The following is a 16,394-nucleotide window of genomic DNA, read 5'->3' on the forward strand; positions in this document are numbered from 1 at the left end:
GCACCGCCCCGCGCCCCCCCGCGCCTCGCGGTGCGGTGCCCTCCCCGCGAGCCGACCGGCCGACCCGCACACCAGCACATCGCCTCAGACGACGCACCCGGCTCCCTGGAACCCACCACCCCGACAAGCCGACCGCGGTGACGCCTGGCGGTGACCGGCGTGCCCCGGCACCGCTGAACGGCCGATCCGCGTGCCAGCGGATCGCCCCAGGCGGACGCACCCCGCTCCACGAATCGCACCACGTCGCCAAGCCGACCGCGGCACGCCGGCCGAGGACCGGCGTGCCACCGGCACCGCCGAACGGCCGATCCGCGTGCCAGCGGATCGCCCTAGGCGGACGCACCCCGCTCCACGAACGCACCACCCCGAGAAGCCGACCGCGCCGAGCCGGGCAGGGACCGGCGTGCCACCGGCACCGCCGAACGGCCGATCCGCGTGCCAGCGGATCGCCCTAGGCGGACGCACCCCGCTCGACGAACGCACCACCCCGAGAAGCCGACCGCGCCGAGCCGGGCAGAGACCGGCGTGCCACCGGCACCGCCGAACGGCCGATCCGCGTGCCAGCGGATCGCCCTAGGCGGACGCACCCCGCTCCACGAACCGCACCACCCCGAGAAGCCGACCGCGCCACGCCGGGCGAGGACCGGCGTGCAATCGAGCACCGCCGAACGGCCGATCCGCGTCCCAGCGGATCGCCTCAGGCGGACGCACCCCGCTCCCTGGAACGCACCACCTCGACAAGCCGACCGCGGTGACGCCGGGCAGGGACCGGCGGCACAGCTGAGCCGGGCGCCGCCCGGCTCAGCGCATCAGCACAGCCTCTCGAACCAGGCGAGGGCGCTCTGGTCGGTGAGGTTGGCGACCTGGTCGACGACGACGCGGCGGCGGGCGTCGTCGTCGGGGGCGGCGTGCCAGTCCTCGGCGAAGCCGGGCTCGAGGGTTCCCGGGCCGCGGTCGAGGAGGGTGTCGGCGAGGCGGGTGAGGACTTCGCGCTGCTGGGCGTAGATGGGCTGGCGGGTGTTCCGCGACATCACGAACGTCGCGACGATCCCCTTGAGCACGGCGATCTCGGCCTGCTGCTCGCGGGGGACGACGACGTGGCCGCCGAAGCGGACGAGGTCGGGGTGCTGGTACGCCTCGCGGGTGGCCTCGGTGGCGGCGGCGGCGAAGCGGCCGATGAGCTGGCTGGTGAGGTTCTTGAGCCGGGCCTGGTCGCGGCGGGAGCCGTCCCAGGAGGAGACCCACACGTCGAGCGAGTCGAGACGGTCGAAGGCGGCGACGAGCTCGTCGTGTCCGACCTCCCCGCCGACCCAGGAGTGCATCGACTGCACGAGGTCCTCGTGGTCGGCGCGGGAGCCGAGTGCTTCGACGTCGATGTAGCCGGAGACCACCGCGTCCTCGAAGTCGTGCACGGAGTACGCGATGTCGTCCGAGAGGTCCATCACCTCGGCCTCGATGCAGCGCACCCCCTCGGGGGCGCCCTCGCGCATCCAGGCGAACGCGGGGGCGTCGTCGGCGTAGAAGCCGAACTTGGCGCGCCCCGACGGGTCGGCGACCGAGCGCGTGTCGGGCCAGGGGTACTTGCAGCTCGCGTCGATGCTGGCGCGGGTGAGGTTCAGCCCGTAGGGGCGGGCGTCGTCGCCGAACACCTTCGGCTCGAGCCGCGTGAGCAGCCGGAAGGTCTGCGCGTTGCCCTCGAAGCCGCCGATCCCCTCGGCCCAGGTGTTGAGCGCGCGCTCGCCGTTGTGCCCGAACGGCGGATGCCCGATGTCGTGCGCGAGGCAGGCCGTGTCGACGACGTCGGGGTCGAGGTCGAGGCTCGTGGCGAGCTCCCGGCCGATCTGCGCCACCTCGAGCGAGTGTGTCAGGCGGTTGCGCGCGAAGTCGACGCCCGCCGTGGGGCTGAGCACCTGGGTCTTCGCGGCCAGGCGGCGGAGCGCGCTGGAGTGGAAGAGCCGGGCGCGGTCGCGGGCGAAGTCGGAGCGGCGGGTCGAGTGGTCCTCCGGCAGGAATCGCTCGGTGTCGACGAGCGAGTACCCCCAGAGCGCGCGGTCATCCACCGCTGTTGTGGATCTCGGCGGCCGAGACCGCGTCGCGCTGCCCGGCGTCGAGCTCGCGGGACTCGAGCCAGCGGTCCGGGAGGGAGGGGACCTTGGGCGAGCCGGCGCGGCCCCGCTGCCCCTCGGCCGCCTCGCCCGGGTAGGGCTGCGTCCAGTCGAGCGTCGCCAGGAGCTCGTCGAGCTGCGCGAGCGACTCGACCGTGGCCAGGCGGGCGCGGAGGTCGCCGCCGACGGCGTAGCCCTTGAAGTACCAGGCGACGTGCTTGCGGATGTCGCGGCAGCCGCGCTCCTCGCTCTCGAAGAAATCGACGAGCAGCTCCGCGTGGCGTCGGAACGCCTCGGCGACCTGCCCGAGCGAGGGGCGGAACCGCTCGTCGGAGCCGGCGAACGCGGCGGCGAGGTCGCCGAAGAGCCAGGGGCGCCCGAGGCAGCCGCGACCCACGACGACTCCGTCGCAGCCCGTCTCGGCCATCATCCGCAGCGCGTCCTCGGCCGACCAGATGTCGCCGTTGCCCAGCACGGGCACGCTCGTGACCGTCTCCTTGAGCGTGGCGATCGCCGACCAGTCGGCGTGCCCGCTGTAGAACTCGGAGGCGGTGCGCGCGTGCAGCGCGATCGACGCGACTCCGGCGCCCTCGGCGGCACGGGCGGCCTCGAGGTAGGTGAGGTGGTCCGGGTCGATGCCCTTGCGCATCTTGACGGTGAGCGGGACGTCGCCGGCGGCCTTCACGGCGCCCTCGACGATCTGCCGGAACAGCGGGAGCTTCCACGGCAGGGCCGCTCCCCCGCCCTTCCGGGTGACCTTGGGCACGGGGCAGCCGAAGTTGAGGTCGATGTGGTCGGCCCGGTCCTCGGCGACGAGCATGGTGACCGCTTCGGCGACCGTGACCGGGTCCACTCCGTAGAGCTGGATCGAGCGCACCGACTCGCTGGGGTGGTGGCGGATGAGGCGCATCGATTCCGGCGTGCGCTCGACGAGCGCGCGGGAGGTGATCATCTCGCTCACGTAGAGGCCGTTGCCGAACTCGCGGCAGAGGCGGCGGAACGCCGTGTTGGTGATCCCCGCCATGGGGGCGAGCACCACCGGCGCGTCGAGTTCGAGGGGGCCGATCCGGAGCGCCGGCGCGGTGCGCGCGGGCGGGGCGGCCGTGAGAGTGGAGGACATCGGTATCGATTCTCCCAGATCCTGTGTTGGGGAAGGCGGAGTGACGAGCGGAGAGGTGGAGAGATGAACGGGAGCACCCCTGTGGAGGACGGTTCGCAGCGGCTGGAGGCGGACGCGTCCGCCCGCGGCCTGGCGGTCGAGATCGTGGAGAGGCCCGCTGCCGGCAGCCTGCACGAGGCGGCCGCGCTGCTCGGCATCGAGCCCGGCGACATCGTGAAGTCGCTCGTGGTGAAGCGCCACGACGGCGGCTACCTGTTCGCCCTGGTCCCCGGCGGGCGGCAGATCGCGTGGCCGAAGCTGCGCGCGGTGGTCGGAGTGAACAAGCTCCGCCTCCCGGACGAGACGGCCGCCCTCGAGGCGACCGGCTACCGGCGCGGCACCATCACCCCGATCGGGTCCACGACGGCCTGGCCGGTCTACGCCGACGAGCGGATCCTCGGCCGCCGCGTCGCGATGGGAGCCGGCGCCGACGGGCGCAGCGCCTTCGTCGACGCGGACGCCCTCGTGGCCGCCTACGGCGCGACCGTCGCCGACATCACCGTGGAGGAGCCTCCGCGCTGATCGGCGGCACCTCGGCCTGCGCTTCAGCGGCCTGCGGCACGGCGCAGACGCCGTCCTCGCACAGCGGCCCGCCGGAGTCGCCCAGCATCTCGAACGGCCCGCCGGAGTCGCCCAGCATCTCGAACGGCCCGCCGGAGTCGCCCAGCATCTCGAACGGCCCGCTCACGCGACGGCCGCCCGCTGCTCCAGCACGTGCTCGAGGACCTCGGTGAACGCCGCCGGCAACTGGGCGCCGGAGACGCCGAAGCGCCCGTCGAGGACGAAGAACGGCACCCCCGAGATCCCGTACTCGCGGGCCTGGGCGATGTCGGACTGCACCCGCCCGAGGTAGCGCCGGTCCTCGAGAGCGCGGCGCGTCTCCGCCGGGTCGAGCCCGACCTCGCCGGCGAGCGAGGCGAGCACTTCCGGATCGGCCAGGTCGCGGCCCTCGACGAAGTACGCGCTCAGGAGACGCTCGACGAGCTCGAGCTGCAGTCCGTTCTCCTTGGCGTGGTGGAGCGCCTGGTGGGCGGTGACCGTCTTGACGTGGCGCACCGACTCGAAGTGGTAGTCGAGGCCGACACTCGCCGCGATCGCCGTGACGGAGTCGAGCATCTGCTGCGCCTGCGCCTCCGGGATGCCCTTGTGCTCGGCGAGGAACGCCGCCTCTCCCCCGCGGTAGTCCTCCGGCGTGTCCGGCGAGAGCTCGAAGCTGCGGTACTCCACGACGACCTCCGGAGCCTCGGGGTGCGCGGCGCGGAAGGCCTCGAGCCCGCGCTCGAACCGGCGCTTCCCGATGTAGCACCAGGGGCAGGCGATGTCGGACCAGACGTCGACGGACAGGGGGCTCGGCTCAGCACTCACCCCCAGGACAACGGAGGGGGCGCCCCGTTATTCCCGCAGCACGCGGACGAGCTCGTCCACGTCGGACTCGTCGTTCCAGAGGTGGAAGGCGATGCGGAGCCGGCCGCCGCGGCCCGAGACGCGCAGACCCGCGGCCTGCAGCAGCTCCAGGTCCGCTCCCCCCTCGTCCGGCCAGGACACGAGCGCCCGGTGCTGAGGCTCCCGGTCAAGCCGCTCGCACAGCAGGTCGCCGAGGCCGGAGGCGTGCGCCCAGACCGCGTCGAGGTCGAGCGAGCGGAACAGAGCGAGCGACGCCTCGGCGCCGGCGAACGCCTGCCAGGCCGGCGAGACGTCGAAGCGGCGGGCGTTCTCGGCCAGGTGCATGGCCGGTCCGTAGCAGGACGACCACACGTCCTCCCCCGAGTACCAGCCCGCCTGCACGGGGACGAGCTCGGCCGCGTAGGCGGGCGAGACGGTGAGGAACGCCACTCCGCGCGGCGAGCACAGCCATTTGTAGGCGTGGGTGAGGGTCGCGTCGAAGCGGGAGGCGTCGACCGGCAGGACGCCGGCCGCCTGCGTCAGGTCGCACGCGGTCCGCACTCGGTGGCGCGCGGCCGCCTCGAGGACGGCGTCGAGATCGGCGAGCGCTCCGCTGCTGGACTGCACGGCGGAGAAGACGACGAGGTCGTCCCCGTCCTCGACGGAGTCGGACAGCGCCTCGAGCGCGACGGAGCGCACGGTCACTCCGCGGTGCGCCTGGGCGAGGAAGGGGAACACGATGGAGGAGAAGTCGCCGTCCACGCAGAGCACGCGGGCCCCGTCGGGCAGCGAGGCGGCGAGCACGGCGGCCATGGCGGAGGTCTGCGAGCCGATCGCGACACGGTCGACCGGGACGCCGGCGATCGCGGCGAACGAGGCACGCGCGCGCTCGGCGACAGCGCCGTAGGCGGCGGCCGTGATCTCCCCGGACGACCAGCCGTCGAGGTCCGCCCGCAGCGCCTCGACGGTCTGCCGCGGCGGCAGGCCGAGGGTGCAGGCGTTGTGGTAGCCGCGGGCACCGGCGAAGCGCGCGCGCAGGTCGGCGGAGTTCGGCAGTGCGGTGCTCACCTCTCGAGGATGACGCTCCGGAGCCGGATCGCCAAGACCGGGGAGCGACCGGGCGCGCCGGCGGCGGGCCCGGTCAGCGGGCGGCGAGGGCGTGCGCCTGCTCGAGCACGGCGACGACCTCGCGGGCCTCGCGGACGTCGACCGGCGAGGGAGCGCCGTCCTGGAGGGACAGCGCGACCTGCTCGAGGAACGCGGCGTATCGTCCCCGCTCACTCGGCACGGGGTGTGCGCCGGAGTCGTCGACGAGGACGCCCCATCCCTCCGGCGCGACCTCGCCGAAGCCGTCGTCGTCCGGTCGGGCGCCGCCGGTGCGGAGCGCGGTCTCCTGCGGATCGAGACCGTCGACGCTGAAGGCGGCGCGGGTGCCGAGCACGCGGAAGCGGGGGCCGGTCGCCCGGGCGACGCGGCTCATGGTGAGGTGGGAGCGGACGCCGCTGTGATGCAGGAGCGAGACGAACGCGTCGTCCTCGCTCGCGGAGCCCTCGTGGACGGTCCGGGTCTCGGCCGCCGTGACGACCGCCGGGCCGAACAGCAGCAGCGCCTGGTCGACCAGGTGGCTGCCGAGATCGAAGAGGATCCCGCCACCCTCGGCCGGACCCGTCTCGCTCTGCCACCGGCCCGTCTTCGGCGCGCTCCAGCGCTCGAAGGTCGACTCGAAGCGGAGGACCTCGCCGAGGACCCCTTCGCCCAGGAGGCGGCGGAGGGTGAGCAGATCGGCGTCCCAGCGCCGGTTCTGGAAGACGAAGACGGGCGCACCGCTCCGCTCGGAGGCGGCGATGATCGCGTCCGCGTCGGCCGTGCTCGGTGCGAAGGGCTTGTCGATCACGACGGCGACTCCGGCCTCGAGCACTCGGACGGCCTGCTCCCGGTGCACCGACGGCGGCGAGGCGAGCACGACCAGCTCCGGCCGCTCGGCGAGCACCGCGTCGAGGTCGGGCACGATCCGGGCCTCGGGATGCGCGGCGGAGGCCGCGGCCCTCCGACCGGCGTCGCGGGTGGAGACGGCGACGACCTCGAACGCCGGGTCGGCCGCGAGGAACGGACCGTGGAAGACGCTGCCGGCGAGCCCGAAGCCGACGATCCCGGCCCGGATCACGAGGAGGCCCCCGGCACGTCGACCGCGCCGCCGAAGCGGCGGGAGCGGCCGGAGTAGTGCTCGATCGCGTCCCAGAGGTCGGTCCGCGTGAAGTCCGGCCAGAGCCGGTCGAGGAACACCATCTCGGCGTAGGCGCTCTGCCAGAGCAGGAAGTTGCTGGTGCGCTGCTCGCCGGAGGAGCGCACGAAGAGGTCGACGTCCGGCATCTCGGGCACGTAGAGCGCCCGGGCGATCGTCTTCTCGGAGATGCCGGAGGGCTTGAGCCGCCCTGCCTGGACCTCGGCGGCGAGCCGCTGCACCGCGTCGGCGATCTCGGTGCGCCCGCCGTAGTTGACGCACATGGTGAGGGTGAGCACGTCGTTGTCCGCGGTCATCCGCTCGGCGAACTGCAGCTCGTTGATCACCGACGCCCACAGGCGCGGCTTCCGGCCGGCCCAGCGGATGCGCACGCCCCACTCGTTGAGCTGATCGCGGCGGCGGTGCAGCACGTCGCGGTTGAAGCCCATCAGGAAGCGCACCTCCTCGGGCGAGCGCTTCCAGTTCTCGGTCGAGAACGCGTAGACGCTGAGGTGCTTCACGCCGATCTGGATCGCTCCGGCCACGACGTCCAGCAGCGCCGTCTCGCCGCGCTTGTGCCCCTCGATCCGAGTCAGGCCGCGGGAGTTCGCCCAGCGGCCGTTGCCGTCCATCACGATGGCGACGTGCCCGGGAACGGCCTTCCGCGGGATCGCGGGCGGATGGATCCCGGTCCAGTCGAGGGGGCGGTACGGCTCGGCGTCCTTGTGGGTGAAGGGCTTCATCGGGTGACGTGCTCCAGGGATCTCAGACCGCGTTCGAGGTGGAACTGCGTGTAGGCGGCGACCACTCCGCTCGCCCGCGACCGCGTGGTCGGCTCGGTGGTCTCGGCGTGGGCCCAGTCTCCCGTGAGCAGTGCGCCCAGCAGGACCACGACCTCCGGAGCGACCCGCGGTGCGCCGGGCGGCGTGCAGTCGGCGCAGACGACGCCTCCGAGCTGCACCACGATCGCGCCGTGGGGCCCGGGAGCGCCGCAGCGCGCGCAGTCCTCGAAGCTGGGCGCCCAGCCCGCGATCGAGAGCGCCCGCAGGAGGTAGGAGTCGAGCGTCAGCACCGGCTCGTGCTCGTGCTTCGAGAGCGAGCGCAGGGCCCCGACGAGCAGCAGGTACTGCTGCAGGGAGGCGTCCGCGTCAGTGAGGCGGTCCGCCGTCTCGACCATCGCGCTCGCCGCCGTGTAGCTGTCGTAGTCGGCGGCGATCAGCGCACCGTAGGCGCCGAGCGACTCGGCCTGCGTGACGATGTCGAGGCTCCGGCCTTCGTAGAGCTGGAGGTCGGCGACCATGAACGGCTCGAGCCGCGAGCCGAACTTGGAGCCGGTCTTGCGCACGCCCTTCGCCACCGCGCGGATCTTGCCGTGGCTGCGCGAGAGCAGCGTCACGATGCGGTCGGCCTCGCCCAGCTTGTGCGTGCGGAGCACCACGGCTTCGTCGCGATAGGTGGGCATCCTCCGATTATCCCCCCGACCTCCGACACCCGGCTGGCAGCCCGGCCGGAGCAGGGCCCGCGCCGTGGAACGATGTCCGGGTGGCAGCCTCCCTCTTCGAGATCCCGGCCTGGGCCGACCTGCTCGCGATCGCCATCGGCTGCCTCCAGGGCGCGATGTTCGCGGGCGAGTTCCGCGACCGCCGGATCGACCTGCTCGGCGTCACGATCATCGGCACGGCCACCGGCCTCGGCGGCGGCGTGCTCCGCGATCTGCTGCTCCAGACGCCCCTGGTGGCCCTGCACACCGACGCGTACCTGATCGTCGCGGTGACCGCCTCCCTGCTCGGGATGCTGCTCCAGCACCTGCTGAACCGGGTCGACGGGACGATCACCGCCCTCGACGCGCTGACCCTCGGACTCTTCGGCGCGATCGGCACCACGAAGGCCCTGTCGCTCGGCGTGCCGGAGGTGCCGGCCGTGTTCGTCGGCACTGTCTCGGCCGTCGGCGGATCCGTCGTCCGCGACATCCTGCTGAACCGGCCGATCGCGCTGATGCACGTCGGCTCGCTCTACGCGGTCGCCGCCTCGGTGGGCACGGGCGTCCTGGTCCTCGCGCTGCGCTTCGGAGTGACGATCGACTTCGCCGCGCCGCTCGCGGTGGGCGTGACCACGGTCATCCGCCTGCTCGCGGTCCGCTACGGCTGGAGCCTGCCCGAGCAGCGCGCGCTCAACGGGGTGCCGCGCCTGCGCTGGCGCCGCCGGACCTAGCGGCGGCCGACCCGGACGCAGGGAGCGGAGTCCCGCGGTCCGCGCACGGGAACGCCGGGGGAGCCGCGACTCATCACGGCTCCCCCGGCGGGGATCGGGTGCGATCAGGCAGAGGCGCCGGCCAGCTCGCGGACCGGGACCTCCTCGCGCAGGGCGCGGTTGACGGCAGAGACGATGGCCTTGAGGGAGGCGGTCGAGATGTCGGCGTCCACGCCCACGCCCCACAGGGTGCGGCCGTTCACCGTGCACTCGACGTACGAGGCGGCCAGCGCGTCGCCGCCGGCGCTGAGCGCGTGCTCGACGTAGTCGAGGACCCGGACCTCGACGCCCTGCTGCTCCAGCACGGCCTCGAAGGCGTTGATCGGGCCGTTGCCCCGCGAGCTGGCCGAGACGCGCTCGTCGCCCACCCGGAGGACCGCGTCCAGCGCGATGCTGCCGCCCAGATCGCTCGACGTGTTCGTGCGCAGCAGCTCGAAGCGGCCCCACTTCTCGTCGGCGCGCTCGGCGGGCGCGGGCAGGTACTCGTCCTGGAACACCGTCCAGATCTGCTCGCTCGTGACCTCGCCGCCCTCGGCGTCGGTCTTGGCCTGCACGACGCCCGAGAACTCGATCTGCAGCCGGCGCGGCAGGTCGAGCGCGTGGTCCGTCTTCAGCAGGTACGCGACTCCGCCCTTGCCGGACTGCGAGTTGACGCGGATGACCGCCTCGTAGGAGCGGCCCAGGTCCTTCGGGTCCACCGGCAGGTAGGGCACGGCCCAGGTGAGCTCGTCGACGCTGCGGCCGGTCCGCTCGGCCTCGGCCTGCATCGCCTCGAAGCCCTTCTTGATGGCGTCCTGGTGCGAGCCGCTGAAGGCGGTGAAGACCAGGTCGCCCGCCCAGGGGCTGCGCTCGGGCACGGGCAGCTGGTTGCAGTACTCGGCGGTGCGCTTGATGCCGTCCATGTCGCTGAAGTCGATCTGCGGGTCGATCCCCTGGGTGAACAGGTTCACGCCCAGCGCGACCAGGTCGACGTTGCCGGTGCGCTCGCCGTTGCCGAAGAGGCAGCCCTCGATCCGGTCGGCGCCGGCCAGGTAGCCCAGCTCGGCGGCCGCCACGGCCGTGCCGCGGTCGTTGTGGGGGTGCAGCGACAGCACGATGTTCTCGCGCTGCGCGAGGTTGCGGCTCATCCACTCGATCGAGTCGGCGTAGACGTTCGGGGTGGCCATCTCGACGGTGGCGGGCAGGTTCAGGATGACCTTGCGCTCGGGAGTCGGCTCGAAGACCTCGACGACCCGGTCGCAGATCTCGCGGGCGAAGTCGAGCTCGGTGCCGGTGTAGCTCTCGGGCGAGTACTCGTAGTAGACGGCCGTGCCGGGGACGGTCGACTCCATCTCGCGGCACTTGCGGGCGCCGGCCAGCGCGATGTCGATGATGCCCTGACGGTCCTTGCGGAACACGACCTCGCGCTGCAGCACGCTCGTGGAGTTGTAGAGGTGCACGATCGCCTGGCGCGCGCCGCGGATCGACTCGTAGGTGCGCTCGATCAGGTGGTCGCGGGCCTGGGTCAGCACCTGGATGGTGACGTCCTCGGGGATCGCGCCCTCCTCGATGAGGCTGCGCACGAAGTCGAAGTCGGTCTGGCTCGCGCTCGGGAATCCGACCTCGATCTCCTTGTAGCCCATCCGGACCAGCAGATCGAACATGATGCGCTTGCGCTCGGGGCTCATCGGGTCGATGAGCGCCTGGTTGCCGTCGCGGAGGTCCACGGCGCACCAGCGGGGCGCGGCGGTGATGCGCTTCGACGGCCAGGTGCGGTCGGGCAGGTCCACGGCGATCAGCTCGTGGAAGGGACGGTACTTGCCGATCGGCATGGGCGACGGCTTCTGGTTGTTCAGCATGAGGTGCTCTCCCGGCGCAGTGGTGCGCACGTGTCTGTTCTCGCTCGTGACCGATCCCGCTCGCATGCGGCTCCGCTGGTGGGCGGTGCCGGTCGGGCGGTCTCGCGGGGATCCGGATGCGGATCGACCTCGCGGGCGAGGGATGGTTCAGCCGACGACGGACTCCGCGACGAGGATGGCCTGAGGATCAGATCTCGTCGCGGCGGAGAAGGAGGAGCTGTCCGAAGCGCACCCGGTCAGGGTAGCACCGCCCCCGCGGCGCGTCACCCCGGCGTCCCGCGCTAGGAGACCAGGCCGTTCTCGTAGGCGTAGACCACCAGCTGCACACGGTCGCGCAGGCCGAGCTTGCCGAGGGTGCGGCTGATGTGCGTCTTCACCGTCGCCTCGCTCAGGAACTCGGCCCGCGCGATCTCGGTGTTGCTCATCCCCCGCGCGGCCAGGTGGAAGATCTCGCGCTCGCGGTCGGTGAGGGTCGCGAAGGCGGGCGGGGTCTCGCGTCCGCTGCCCGCCGCCCCGAAGTGCTCGAAGAGGTCGCGGGTCGCGGAGGCGGCGACCACGGCGGTCCCCGCGTGCACGGTGCGGACGGAGGCGAGGAGGAAGCCGGGCTCCGTGTCCTTCAGGAGGAAGCCGCTCGCGCCCGCCCGGATGGCGCGCGCGGCCGCCTCGTCGAGGTCGAAGGTCGTCAGCACGAGGATGCGCGGAGGCTGGACCCGCCGCTCCTGCGCGTCCGCGAGGATCCGCCGGGTCGACTCGATCCCGTCGACGCCCGGCATCCGGATGTCCATCAGCACGACGTCGGGGGCCAGCCGCGCGACCAGCTCCGCGCCCTCCGCTCCGTCGGAGGCCTCGCCGACCACCTCGAGATCGGGCTGCGAGCCGAGCAGCATGCGGATGCCGGCGCGGAAGAGGGCCTGGTCGTCGACGAGGACGAGGCGGATGGTGTCGGTCATGCGGGGCTGCCTCCGGAGGCGAGGGGTAGGGCGGTGCGGGCGAGGGACGGGGAGGAGGGCAGGCGCGCGTCGACGACGAAGTCGTCCCCGACCGGGCCGGCGGCGAGCACTCCCCCGACGAGCGCGGCGCGCTCGCGCATGCCGACCAGGCCGTGGCCCTCGCCCGGCAGGGAGTCGCGCTCGACGTCGGCGCACCGGGCGTTGCGCACGGTCAGGGCGAGCTCGCCGCCGTCCTGGCGCAGGGCGATGTCGAGCGGCGAGCCCGGGCGGCCGTGGCGGAGAGCGTTCGTGGTCGCCTCCTGGGCGATGCGGTACAGGGCCAGACCGACGGCGCGCGGCACCGCCTCCAGGTCGACGGCGAGCTCGGCGCGGACGGGGGCTCCGGCTCCGCCCACGCTGTCGAGGAGGGCCGGCAGGTCGCGGGCGCCGGGCTGCGGGCCGTCGCTCTGCGAGTGCCGCAGCTGGGCGAGGAGCACGCGCACGTCGCCGAGGGCGTCCCGGGCGACGGAGGAGATGGTCAGCAGCGCGGCGTCGGTCTGCTCGGGGCTGGTGGCGCCGAGGTAGCGCGCGCCGTCGGCCTGCGCGATCACGACGGCGAGGGAGTGGGCGACGACGTCGTGCATGTCGCGGGCGATCCGGTTGCGCTCCTCCACGGTGTCGAGCTCGCGCTGCGCCCGCGCGCGCTCCTGCTCGGCCTGCGCGCGCAGGGTCTGGCCCTCCCGCGCCCGGCGGACCGAGCGGGAGAGCAGTCCGATGGTCCAGGAGAGGCCGAGCGTCGCGAGGATCCCGCCGAAGGTGGCGCCGGCCGACAGCAGGCCGTCGTAGGCGCTCGCGACGAGGTCGAAGACCAGGACGAGGTAGACGACGGCGACCACGGCGCCGAGGACGGCCGACACCGCGCCCGCGATCCGCACCCGCCGCGACTCCGACGCGCCGGCGCCGAAGAGGACGGCCAGGATGGCCAGATCCGCGGGTCCGGGAGCGAGGCTCGCGCTCATCTGGAGGGCGGCACCGGCCCAGGCGATCGAGAGGGCGAGGACCGGGGACCGCCGGTGCAGCACCAGCGCGACCGCGAGCACGCCCGCGACCAGCAGCTGCATCGCGCCGTCCACCCCGGCGAACGGGAGGCCGGCGACGAGGAGGAGCACCAGCGCCTGACCACCGGCGACCCCCACCGCGAACGGGTCCTGCGGCCCGGCGACCCGGGTCAGCAGCGCGTCGATCCGATCGCCCGCGAGGACCGGCGCCCGCAGCGCCTTGAGGTACACGAGGACCTTCGCCGCACCGAGCACGGAGGCGACCGCGAGGGCGACCAGGGCGAGGACCACGAACTCCACGCGCGCCGGGAGCCCGGACGGATCGAGCGGGCCGGAGAGGCCGAGCGCGACGGTGACGCCGCCGATCCCGGCGAGGATCAGGCCGCCCGCGAGCGCCAGGGCACGGGTCCAGGGGCCCACCCGGCGGGTCGTCTGCCAGAGGACGACCAGGCCGACGAGCACCCCGTCGACGGGGACGCCGCCGAGCAGGACGCCTCCGTCGGCGAGCGCGCCGACCGCGACGAGCGAGGGGGCGAGCGCGGGCAGGAATCCCGCGAACGCGAGGGCCAGCGCGAGCACGAGGCCGCCGGCGATCCGCTCGGTCGGAGTGACCCCGGTGAGCCCGAGCAGCAGGTGGAGGGCGGCGAGCAGCGCCCCGGCGATCGGCAGGGCCGCCGGTCGGTCGAGGAGGGCGCGCATGAGGACCACGCTACGGGTCCGCGCGCCCGGGGGCGTCGTCCTGGAGGGTGACCGCCGTCGTCCTCCGGCGTCAGAAGCCCAGGCGCCCCAGCAGCTTCGGGTCGCGCTGCCACTCCTTGGCGACCTTCACCCGGATGGAGAGGAACACGCGACGGCCCAGCAGGCGCTCGATCTGCTCGCGGGAGACGGCTCCCACCTCGCGCAGGCGCTGGCCGCCCTTGCCGATGATGATGCCCTTCTGGCTGTCGCGCTCCACGAAGACGTTGGCGTAGATGTCGATCAGCGAGCCGTCCTCGCGCTCGACCATGTCGTCGAGCGTCACGGCGAGGGAGTGCGGCAGCTCGTCCGAGACGCCCTCGAGAGCGGCCTCGCGGATGAACTCGGCGATCCGCGAGGACAGGTCCTCGTCGGTCACCGCCTCCTCCGGGTAGAGGGCGGGCGAGACCGGCATCAGGCGCAGGAGCTCGACGGCCAGGACGTCCAGCTGCTCCTCGGTCACGGCCGAGATCGGCACGATCGTGTCCCACTCGCGCAGCTCCGAGACGGCGAGCAGCTGCTTCGCCACGGACTTCTTCGAGGAGAGGTCGACCTTCGAGACGATCGCGACCTTCCGAGCGCGCGGGAAGGAGTCGAGCTGCTCGTTGATGAAGCGGTCTCCCGGGCCGATCGGCTCGTCCGCGGGGAACAGCATCCCGATGACGTCGACGTCGCCGAGGGTCGAGGTGACGAGCGAGTTCAGCCGCTCTCCGAGGAGCGTGCGCGGCCGGTGGATGCCGGGGGTGTCGACGACGATCAGCTGGCCGTCGGTGCGGTGCACCACGCCGCGGATAGCGCGCCGCGTGGTCTGGGGCTTCGAGCTCGTGATGGCGATCTTCTCGCCGACGAGGGCGTTCGTGAGCGTCGACTTGCCCACGTTCGGGCGGCCGACGAAGGACACGAAGCCCGCCCGGTAGGGTGCGGCGGCGGGAGTGGTGTCGGTCATCGTGCGTCCTCGTGCTGATCGCCCGTGGCTCCGCGGGTGGGAGCCGTGCTCGGGCTGGGGGTGGTGGTGCCGCCGTCCGCGATGATCGCGACGGGGCCGGTGCCGGGCTCGCCGGCGGTGTCCAGATCGGGATCGCGGCGGACGATCACCGTGGAGATGGTCCCACGGCGCGGGTCCGCCTGCTCGGCCTCGAGCAGCACTCCGCCGATCCGCGCCGTCGCGCCGCGCTCGGGGAGGCGCCCGTAGGCCTTGGTCAGCAGTCCGCCGACCGAGTCGACGTCGTCGTCCTCGAGGTCGAGCTCGAACAGCTCGCCGAGCTCGTCCACCGGCAGGCGCGCCGAGACGCGGTAGACCCCGGGCGCCGTCTCCTCGAAGAGGTCGACCTCGCGGTCGTACTCGTCGGAGATGTCGCCGACGAGCTCCTCGATGAGGTCCTCCAGCGTCACCAGGCCCGCGATGCCGCCGTACTCGTCGACCACCATCGCGAGGTGGTTGGACTCGAGCTGCATCTGGCGGAGCAGCTCGTCGGCCTTCTTCGACTCGGGCACGAACAGCGCGGGGCGCGCGAGATCGGCGACCGTGTCGTCGTCGTCCGGCCGCTCGTAGGTGTGCCGGGCCACGTCGCGCAGGTAGAGCACGCCGAGGACGTCGTCGACGCCGTCGCCGATGACGGGGAGCCGGGAGATGCCGCGGCTCAGCAGGAGCCCCATGCCGGCGCCGACGGAGGAGGTCGCCTCGATCGTCACCATGTCGGTGCGGGGCACCATCACCTCGCGGACGAAGGTGTCGTTGAACTCGAAGATCGAGTGGATCAGCTCGCGGTCGTCCTGCTCGAGCACGTCCTGCTCGGTCGCCTCGTCGACCATGCTGAGCAGCTGCTCCTCGGAGGAGAACCCCGCCGAGCGCCCGGTCCCCGGCGTCACCCGGTTGCCGAGTGCCACGAGCCCGTGCGCGACCGGACCCAGCGCGAGCCGGAGCACGTGCACGAGCGAGGCGCTGGTGGACAGGACCGCGCGGGCGTTGGCGCGCCCGACGCTGCGGGGGCTGGAGCCGACCAGGACGAACGAGACCGCCGCCATGATCAGGACCGCCAGCAGGAGCGCGAGCCAGAGCTGCGGGACCTCGACGACCAGCACCGTGGTGACGAACACCGCGGCCGTCGTCTCGGCCGCGATCCGCGAGAAGTTGACGACGTTGACGTGGGCGCTCATGTCGCCCGCGATCGCGCGGAGAGCGCGGGCGCTGCGGGAGTGCTGGGCCATGTCGAGCAGGTCGCTGCGCGAGAGGACGCCGAGTGCGGCGTCGGTCGCGGCGAACCAGCCGCCGACGGCGACGAGCGCGAGGGCGGCGATGAGGAGCTGGAGAGTGGGCACTGCGCGCTCTAGCGGCGTCGCTCGCTGATGTGGAAGCCGACCAGGATGTCGCGCTGGATGCCGAACATCTCGCGCTCCTCCTCCGGCTCGGCGTGATCGAAGCCGAGCAGGTGCAGGAGCCCGTGGGCGGTCAGCAGCTGCAGCTCGTCGAGCACGGAGTGGCCGGCCGACTCGGCCTGGGACTGCGCGACCTGCGGGCAGAGCACTATGTCACCGAGGAGCCCCGCGGGGGTCTGCTCGTCCTCGGTCCCGGGACGCAGCTCGTCCATCGGGAAGCTGAGCACGTCGGTCGGTCCCGGCTCGTCCATCCACTGCACGTGCAGCTGCTCCATCGCGCCCTCGTCGACCAGCACGATCGCGAGCTCGGCGTCGGGGTGCACGTGGAGCGAGTCGAGCG

16 protein-coding genes are annotated in these 16,394 nt (G+C 73.1%); 2 read left to right on the plus strand and 14 right to left on the minus strand.

Going from position 1 to position 16,394, the window contains the following annotated elements; genetic code table 11:
• Positions 1-809 precede the first annotated feature (809 nt).
• A complete protein-coding gene (locus C5B98_RS15975; protein WP_104223438.1) occupies positions 810-2,060 on the minus strand; it encodes a deoxyguanosinetriphosphate triphosphohydrolase in 1,251 nt (416 codons plus the stop codon).
• Entirely contained in the window at positions 2,053-3,225 is a 1,173-nt protein-coding gene (dusB, locus tag C5B98_RS15980) for a tRNA dihydrouridine synthase DusB (RefSeq protein WP_104223437.1), read from the minus strand. Before dusB ends, C5B98_RS15975 begins: the two co-directional genes overlap by 8 nt.
• Positions 3,226-3,288: 63 nt before the next feature.
• Between dusB and C5B98_RS15985 the strand changes: the two genes are divergently transcribed.
• On the plus strand, positions 3,289-3,786 hold the full coding sequence (locus tag C5B98_RS15985) for an aminoacyl-tRNA deacylase (RefSeq protein ID WP_104223436.1): 498 nt from the start codon (positions 3,289-3,291) through the stop codon (positions 3,784-3,786).
• Here the strand turns inward: C5B98_RS15985 and C5B98_RS15990 are convergent.
• From C5B98_RS15990 to recO, 6 genes are all read right to left on the minus strand, one after another.
• Positions 3,761-3,952, minus strand: a complete 192-nt coding sequence (locus C5B98_RS15990) for a hypothetical protein (protein WP_104328092.1) — start codon at positions 3,950-3,952, stop codon at positions 3,761-3,763. The genes C5B98_RS15985 and C5B98_RS15990 overlap by 26 nt on opposite strands.
• A complete protein-coding gene (locus C5B98_RS15995) occupies positions 3,949-4,629 on the minus strand; it encodes a DsbA family protein (RefSeq protein ID WP_104328093.1) in 681 nt (226 codons plus the stop codon). Before C5B98_RS15995 ends, C5B98_RS15990 begins: the two co-directional genes overlap by 4 nt.
• Positions 4,630-4,656: 27 nt before the next feature.
• On the minus strand, positions 4,657-5,715 hold the full coding sequence (locus C5B98_RS16000; protein WP_104317838.1) for an aminotransferase class V-fold PLP-dependent enzyme: 1,059 nt from the start codon (positions 5,713-5,715) through the stop codon (positions 4,657-4,659).
• A gap of 73 nt (positions 5,716-5,788) precedes the next feature.
• Positions 5,789-6,811, minus strand: a complete 1,023-nt coding sequence (locus C5B98_RS16005) for a Gfo/Idh/MocA family oxidoreductase (protein WP_104315349.1) — start codon at positions 6,809-6,811, stop codon at positions 5,789-5,791.
• On the minus strand, positions 6,808-7,611 hold the full coding sequence (locus C5B98_RS16010; RefSeq protein WP_104238220.1) for an isoprenyl transferase: 804 nt from the start codon (positions 7,609-7,611) through the stop codon (positions 6,808-6,810). The genes C5B98_RS16005 and C5B98_RS16010 overlap by 4 nt, the downstream gene beginning before the upstream one ends.
• Positions 7,608-8,330 (minus strand): DNA repair protein RecO, encoded by a 723-nt coding sequence (recO, locus tag C5B98_RS16015; RefSeq protein ID WP_104234457.1) that lies wholly within the window; start codon positions 8,328-8,330, stop codon positions 7,608-7,610. Before recO ends, C5B98_RS16010 begins: the two co-directional genes overlap by 4 nt.
• Before the next feature lie 80 nt (positions 8,331-8,410).
• Between recO and C5B98_RS16020 the strand changes: the two genes are divergently transcribed.
• Positions 8,411-9,079 carry a trimeric intracellular cation channel family protein gene (locus C5B98_RS16020; protein WP_104263010.1) on the plus strand — a complete coding sequence of 223 codons (669 nt, stop codon included), beginning with the start codon at positions 8,411-8,413 and terminating at the stop codon, positions 9,077-9,079.
• A gap of 104 nt (positions 9,080-9,183) precedes the next feature.
• Here C5B98_RS16020 and leuA read toward each other — a convergent pair whose 3' ends face one another.
• The 6 genes from leuA to ybeY form a co-directional block, all read right to left on the minus strand.
• The gene (leuA, locus tag C5B98_RS16025) at positions 9,184-10,956 is read right to left on the minus strand and encodes a 2-isopropylmalate synthase (protein WP_104226696.1); all 1,773 of its coding nucleotides are present in this window, start codon (positions 10,954-10,956) and stop codon (positions 9,184-9,186) included.
• 281 nt (positions 10,957-11,237) lie between these two features.
• Positions 11,238-11,906: a response regulator transcription factor gene (locus C5B98_RS16030; RefSeq protein ID WP_104328094.1), complete on the minus strand. Its 669-nt coding sequence runs from the start codon at positions 11,904-11,906 to the stop codon at positions 11,238-11,240.
• Positions 11,903-13,642 (minus strand): histidine kinase, encoded by a 1,740-nt coding sequence (locus C5B98_RS16035; RefSeq protein WP_146076988.1) that lies wholly within the window; start codon positions 13,640-13,642, stop codon positions 11,903-11,905. Before C5B98_RS16035 ends, C5B98_RS16030 begins: the two co-directional genes overlap by 4 nt.
• A 70-nt stretch (positions 13,643-13,712) precedes the next feature.
• Positions 13,713-14,624, minus strand: coding sequence for a GTPase Era (gene era / locus C5B98_RS16040; RefSeq protein ID WP_104223426.1), 912 nt, complete (start codon positions 14,622-14,624; stop codon positions 13,713-13,715).
• Positions 14,621-15,997, minus strand: coding sequence for a hemolysin family protein (locus C5B98_RS16045; protein WP_104223425.1), 1,377 nt, complete (start codon positions 15,995-15,997; stop codon positions 14,621-14,623). The genes era and C5B98_RS16045 overlap by 4 nt, the downstream gene beginning before the upstream one ends.
• Before the next feature lie 8 nt (positions 15,998-16,005).
• A partial coding sequence (gene ybeY, locus C5B98_RS16050) for an rRNA maturation RNase YbeY (protein ID WP_104328096.1) occupies positions 16,006-16,394 on the minus strand: 389 nt, incomplete at its 5' end.

The sequence above is a fragment of the Rathayibacter sp. AY1A5 genome (assembly GCF_002930875.1).
Taxonomy (GTDB): domain Bacteria; phylum Actinomycetota; class Actinomycetes; order Actinomycetales; family Microbacteriaceae; genus Rathayibacter.

What these genes read in the sequence shown, in the direction of transcription:
- era (WP_104223426.1), bottom strand. Translation starts at nt 14,624, where the DNA reads ATGACCGACACCACTCCCGCCGCCGCACCCTACCGGGCGGGCTTCGTG.
- C5B98_RS16010 (WP_104238220.1), bottom strand. Translation starts at nt 7,611, where the DNA reads ATGAAGCCCTTCACCCACAAGGACGCCGAGCCGTACCGCCCCCTCGAC.
- recO (WP_104234457.1), bottom strand. Translation starts at nt 8,330, where the DNA reads ATGCCCACCTATCGCGACGAAGCCGTGGTGCTCCGCACGCACAAGCTG.
- leuA (WP_104226696.1), bottom strand. Translation starts at nt 10,956, where the DNA reads ATGCTGAACAACCAGAAGCCGTCGCCCATGCCGATCGGCAAGTACCGT.
- C5B98_RS16030 (WP_104328094.1), bottom strand. Translation starts at nt 11,906, where the DNA reads ATGACCGACACCATCCGCCTCGTCCTCGTCGACGACCAGGCCCTCTTC.
- C5B98_RS15985 (WP_104223436.1), top strand. Translation starts at nt 3,289, where the DNA reads ATGAACGGGAGCACCCCTGTGGAGGACGGTTCGCAGCGGCTGGAGGCG.
- C5B98_RS16035 (WP_146076988.1), bottom strand. Translation starts at nt 13,642, where the DNA reads ATGCGCGCCCTCCTCGACCGACCGGCGGCCCTGCCGATCGCCGGGGCG.
- dusB (WP_104223437.1), bottom strand. Translation starts at nt 3,225, where the DNA reads ATGTCCTCCACTCTCACGGCCGCCCCGCCCGCGCGCACCGCGCCGGCG.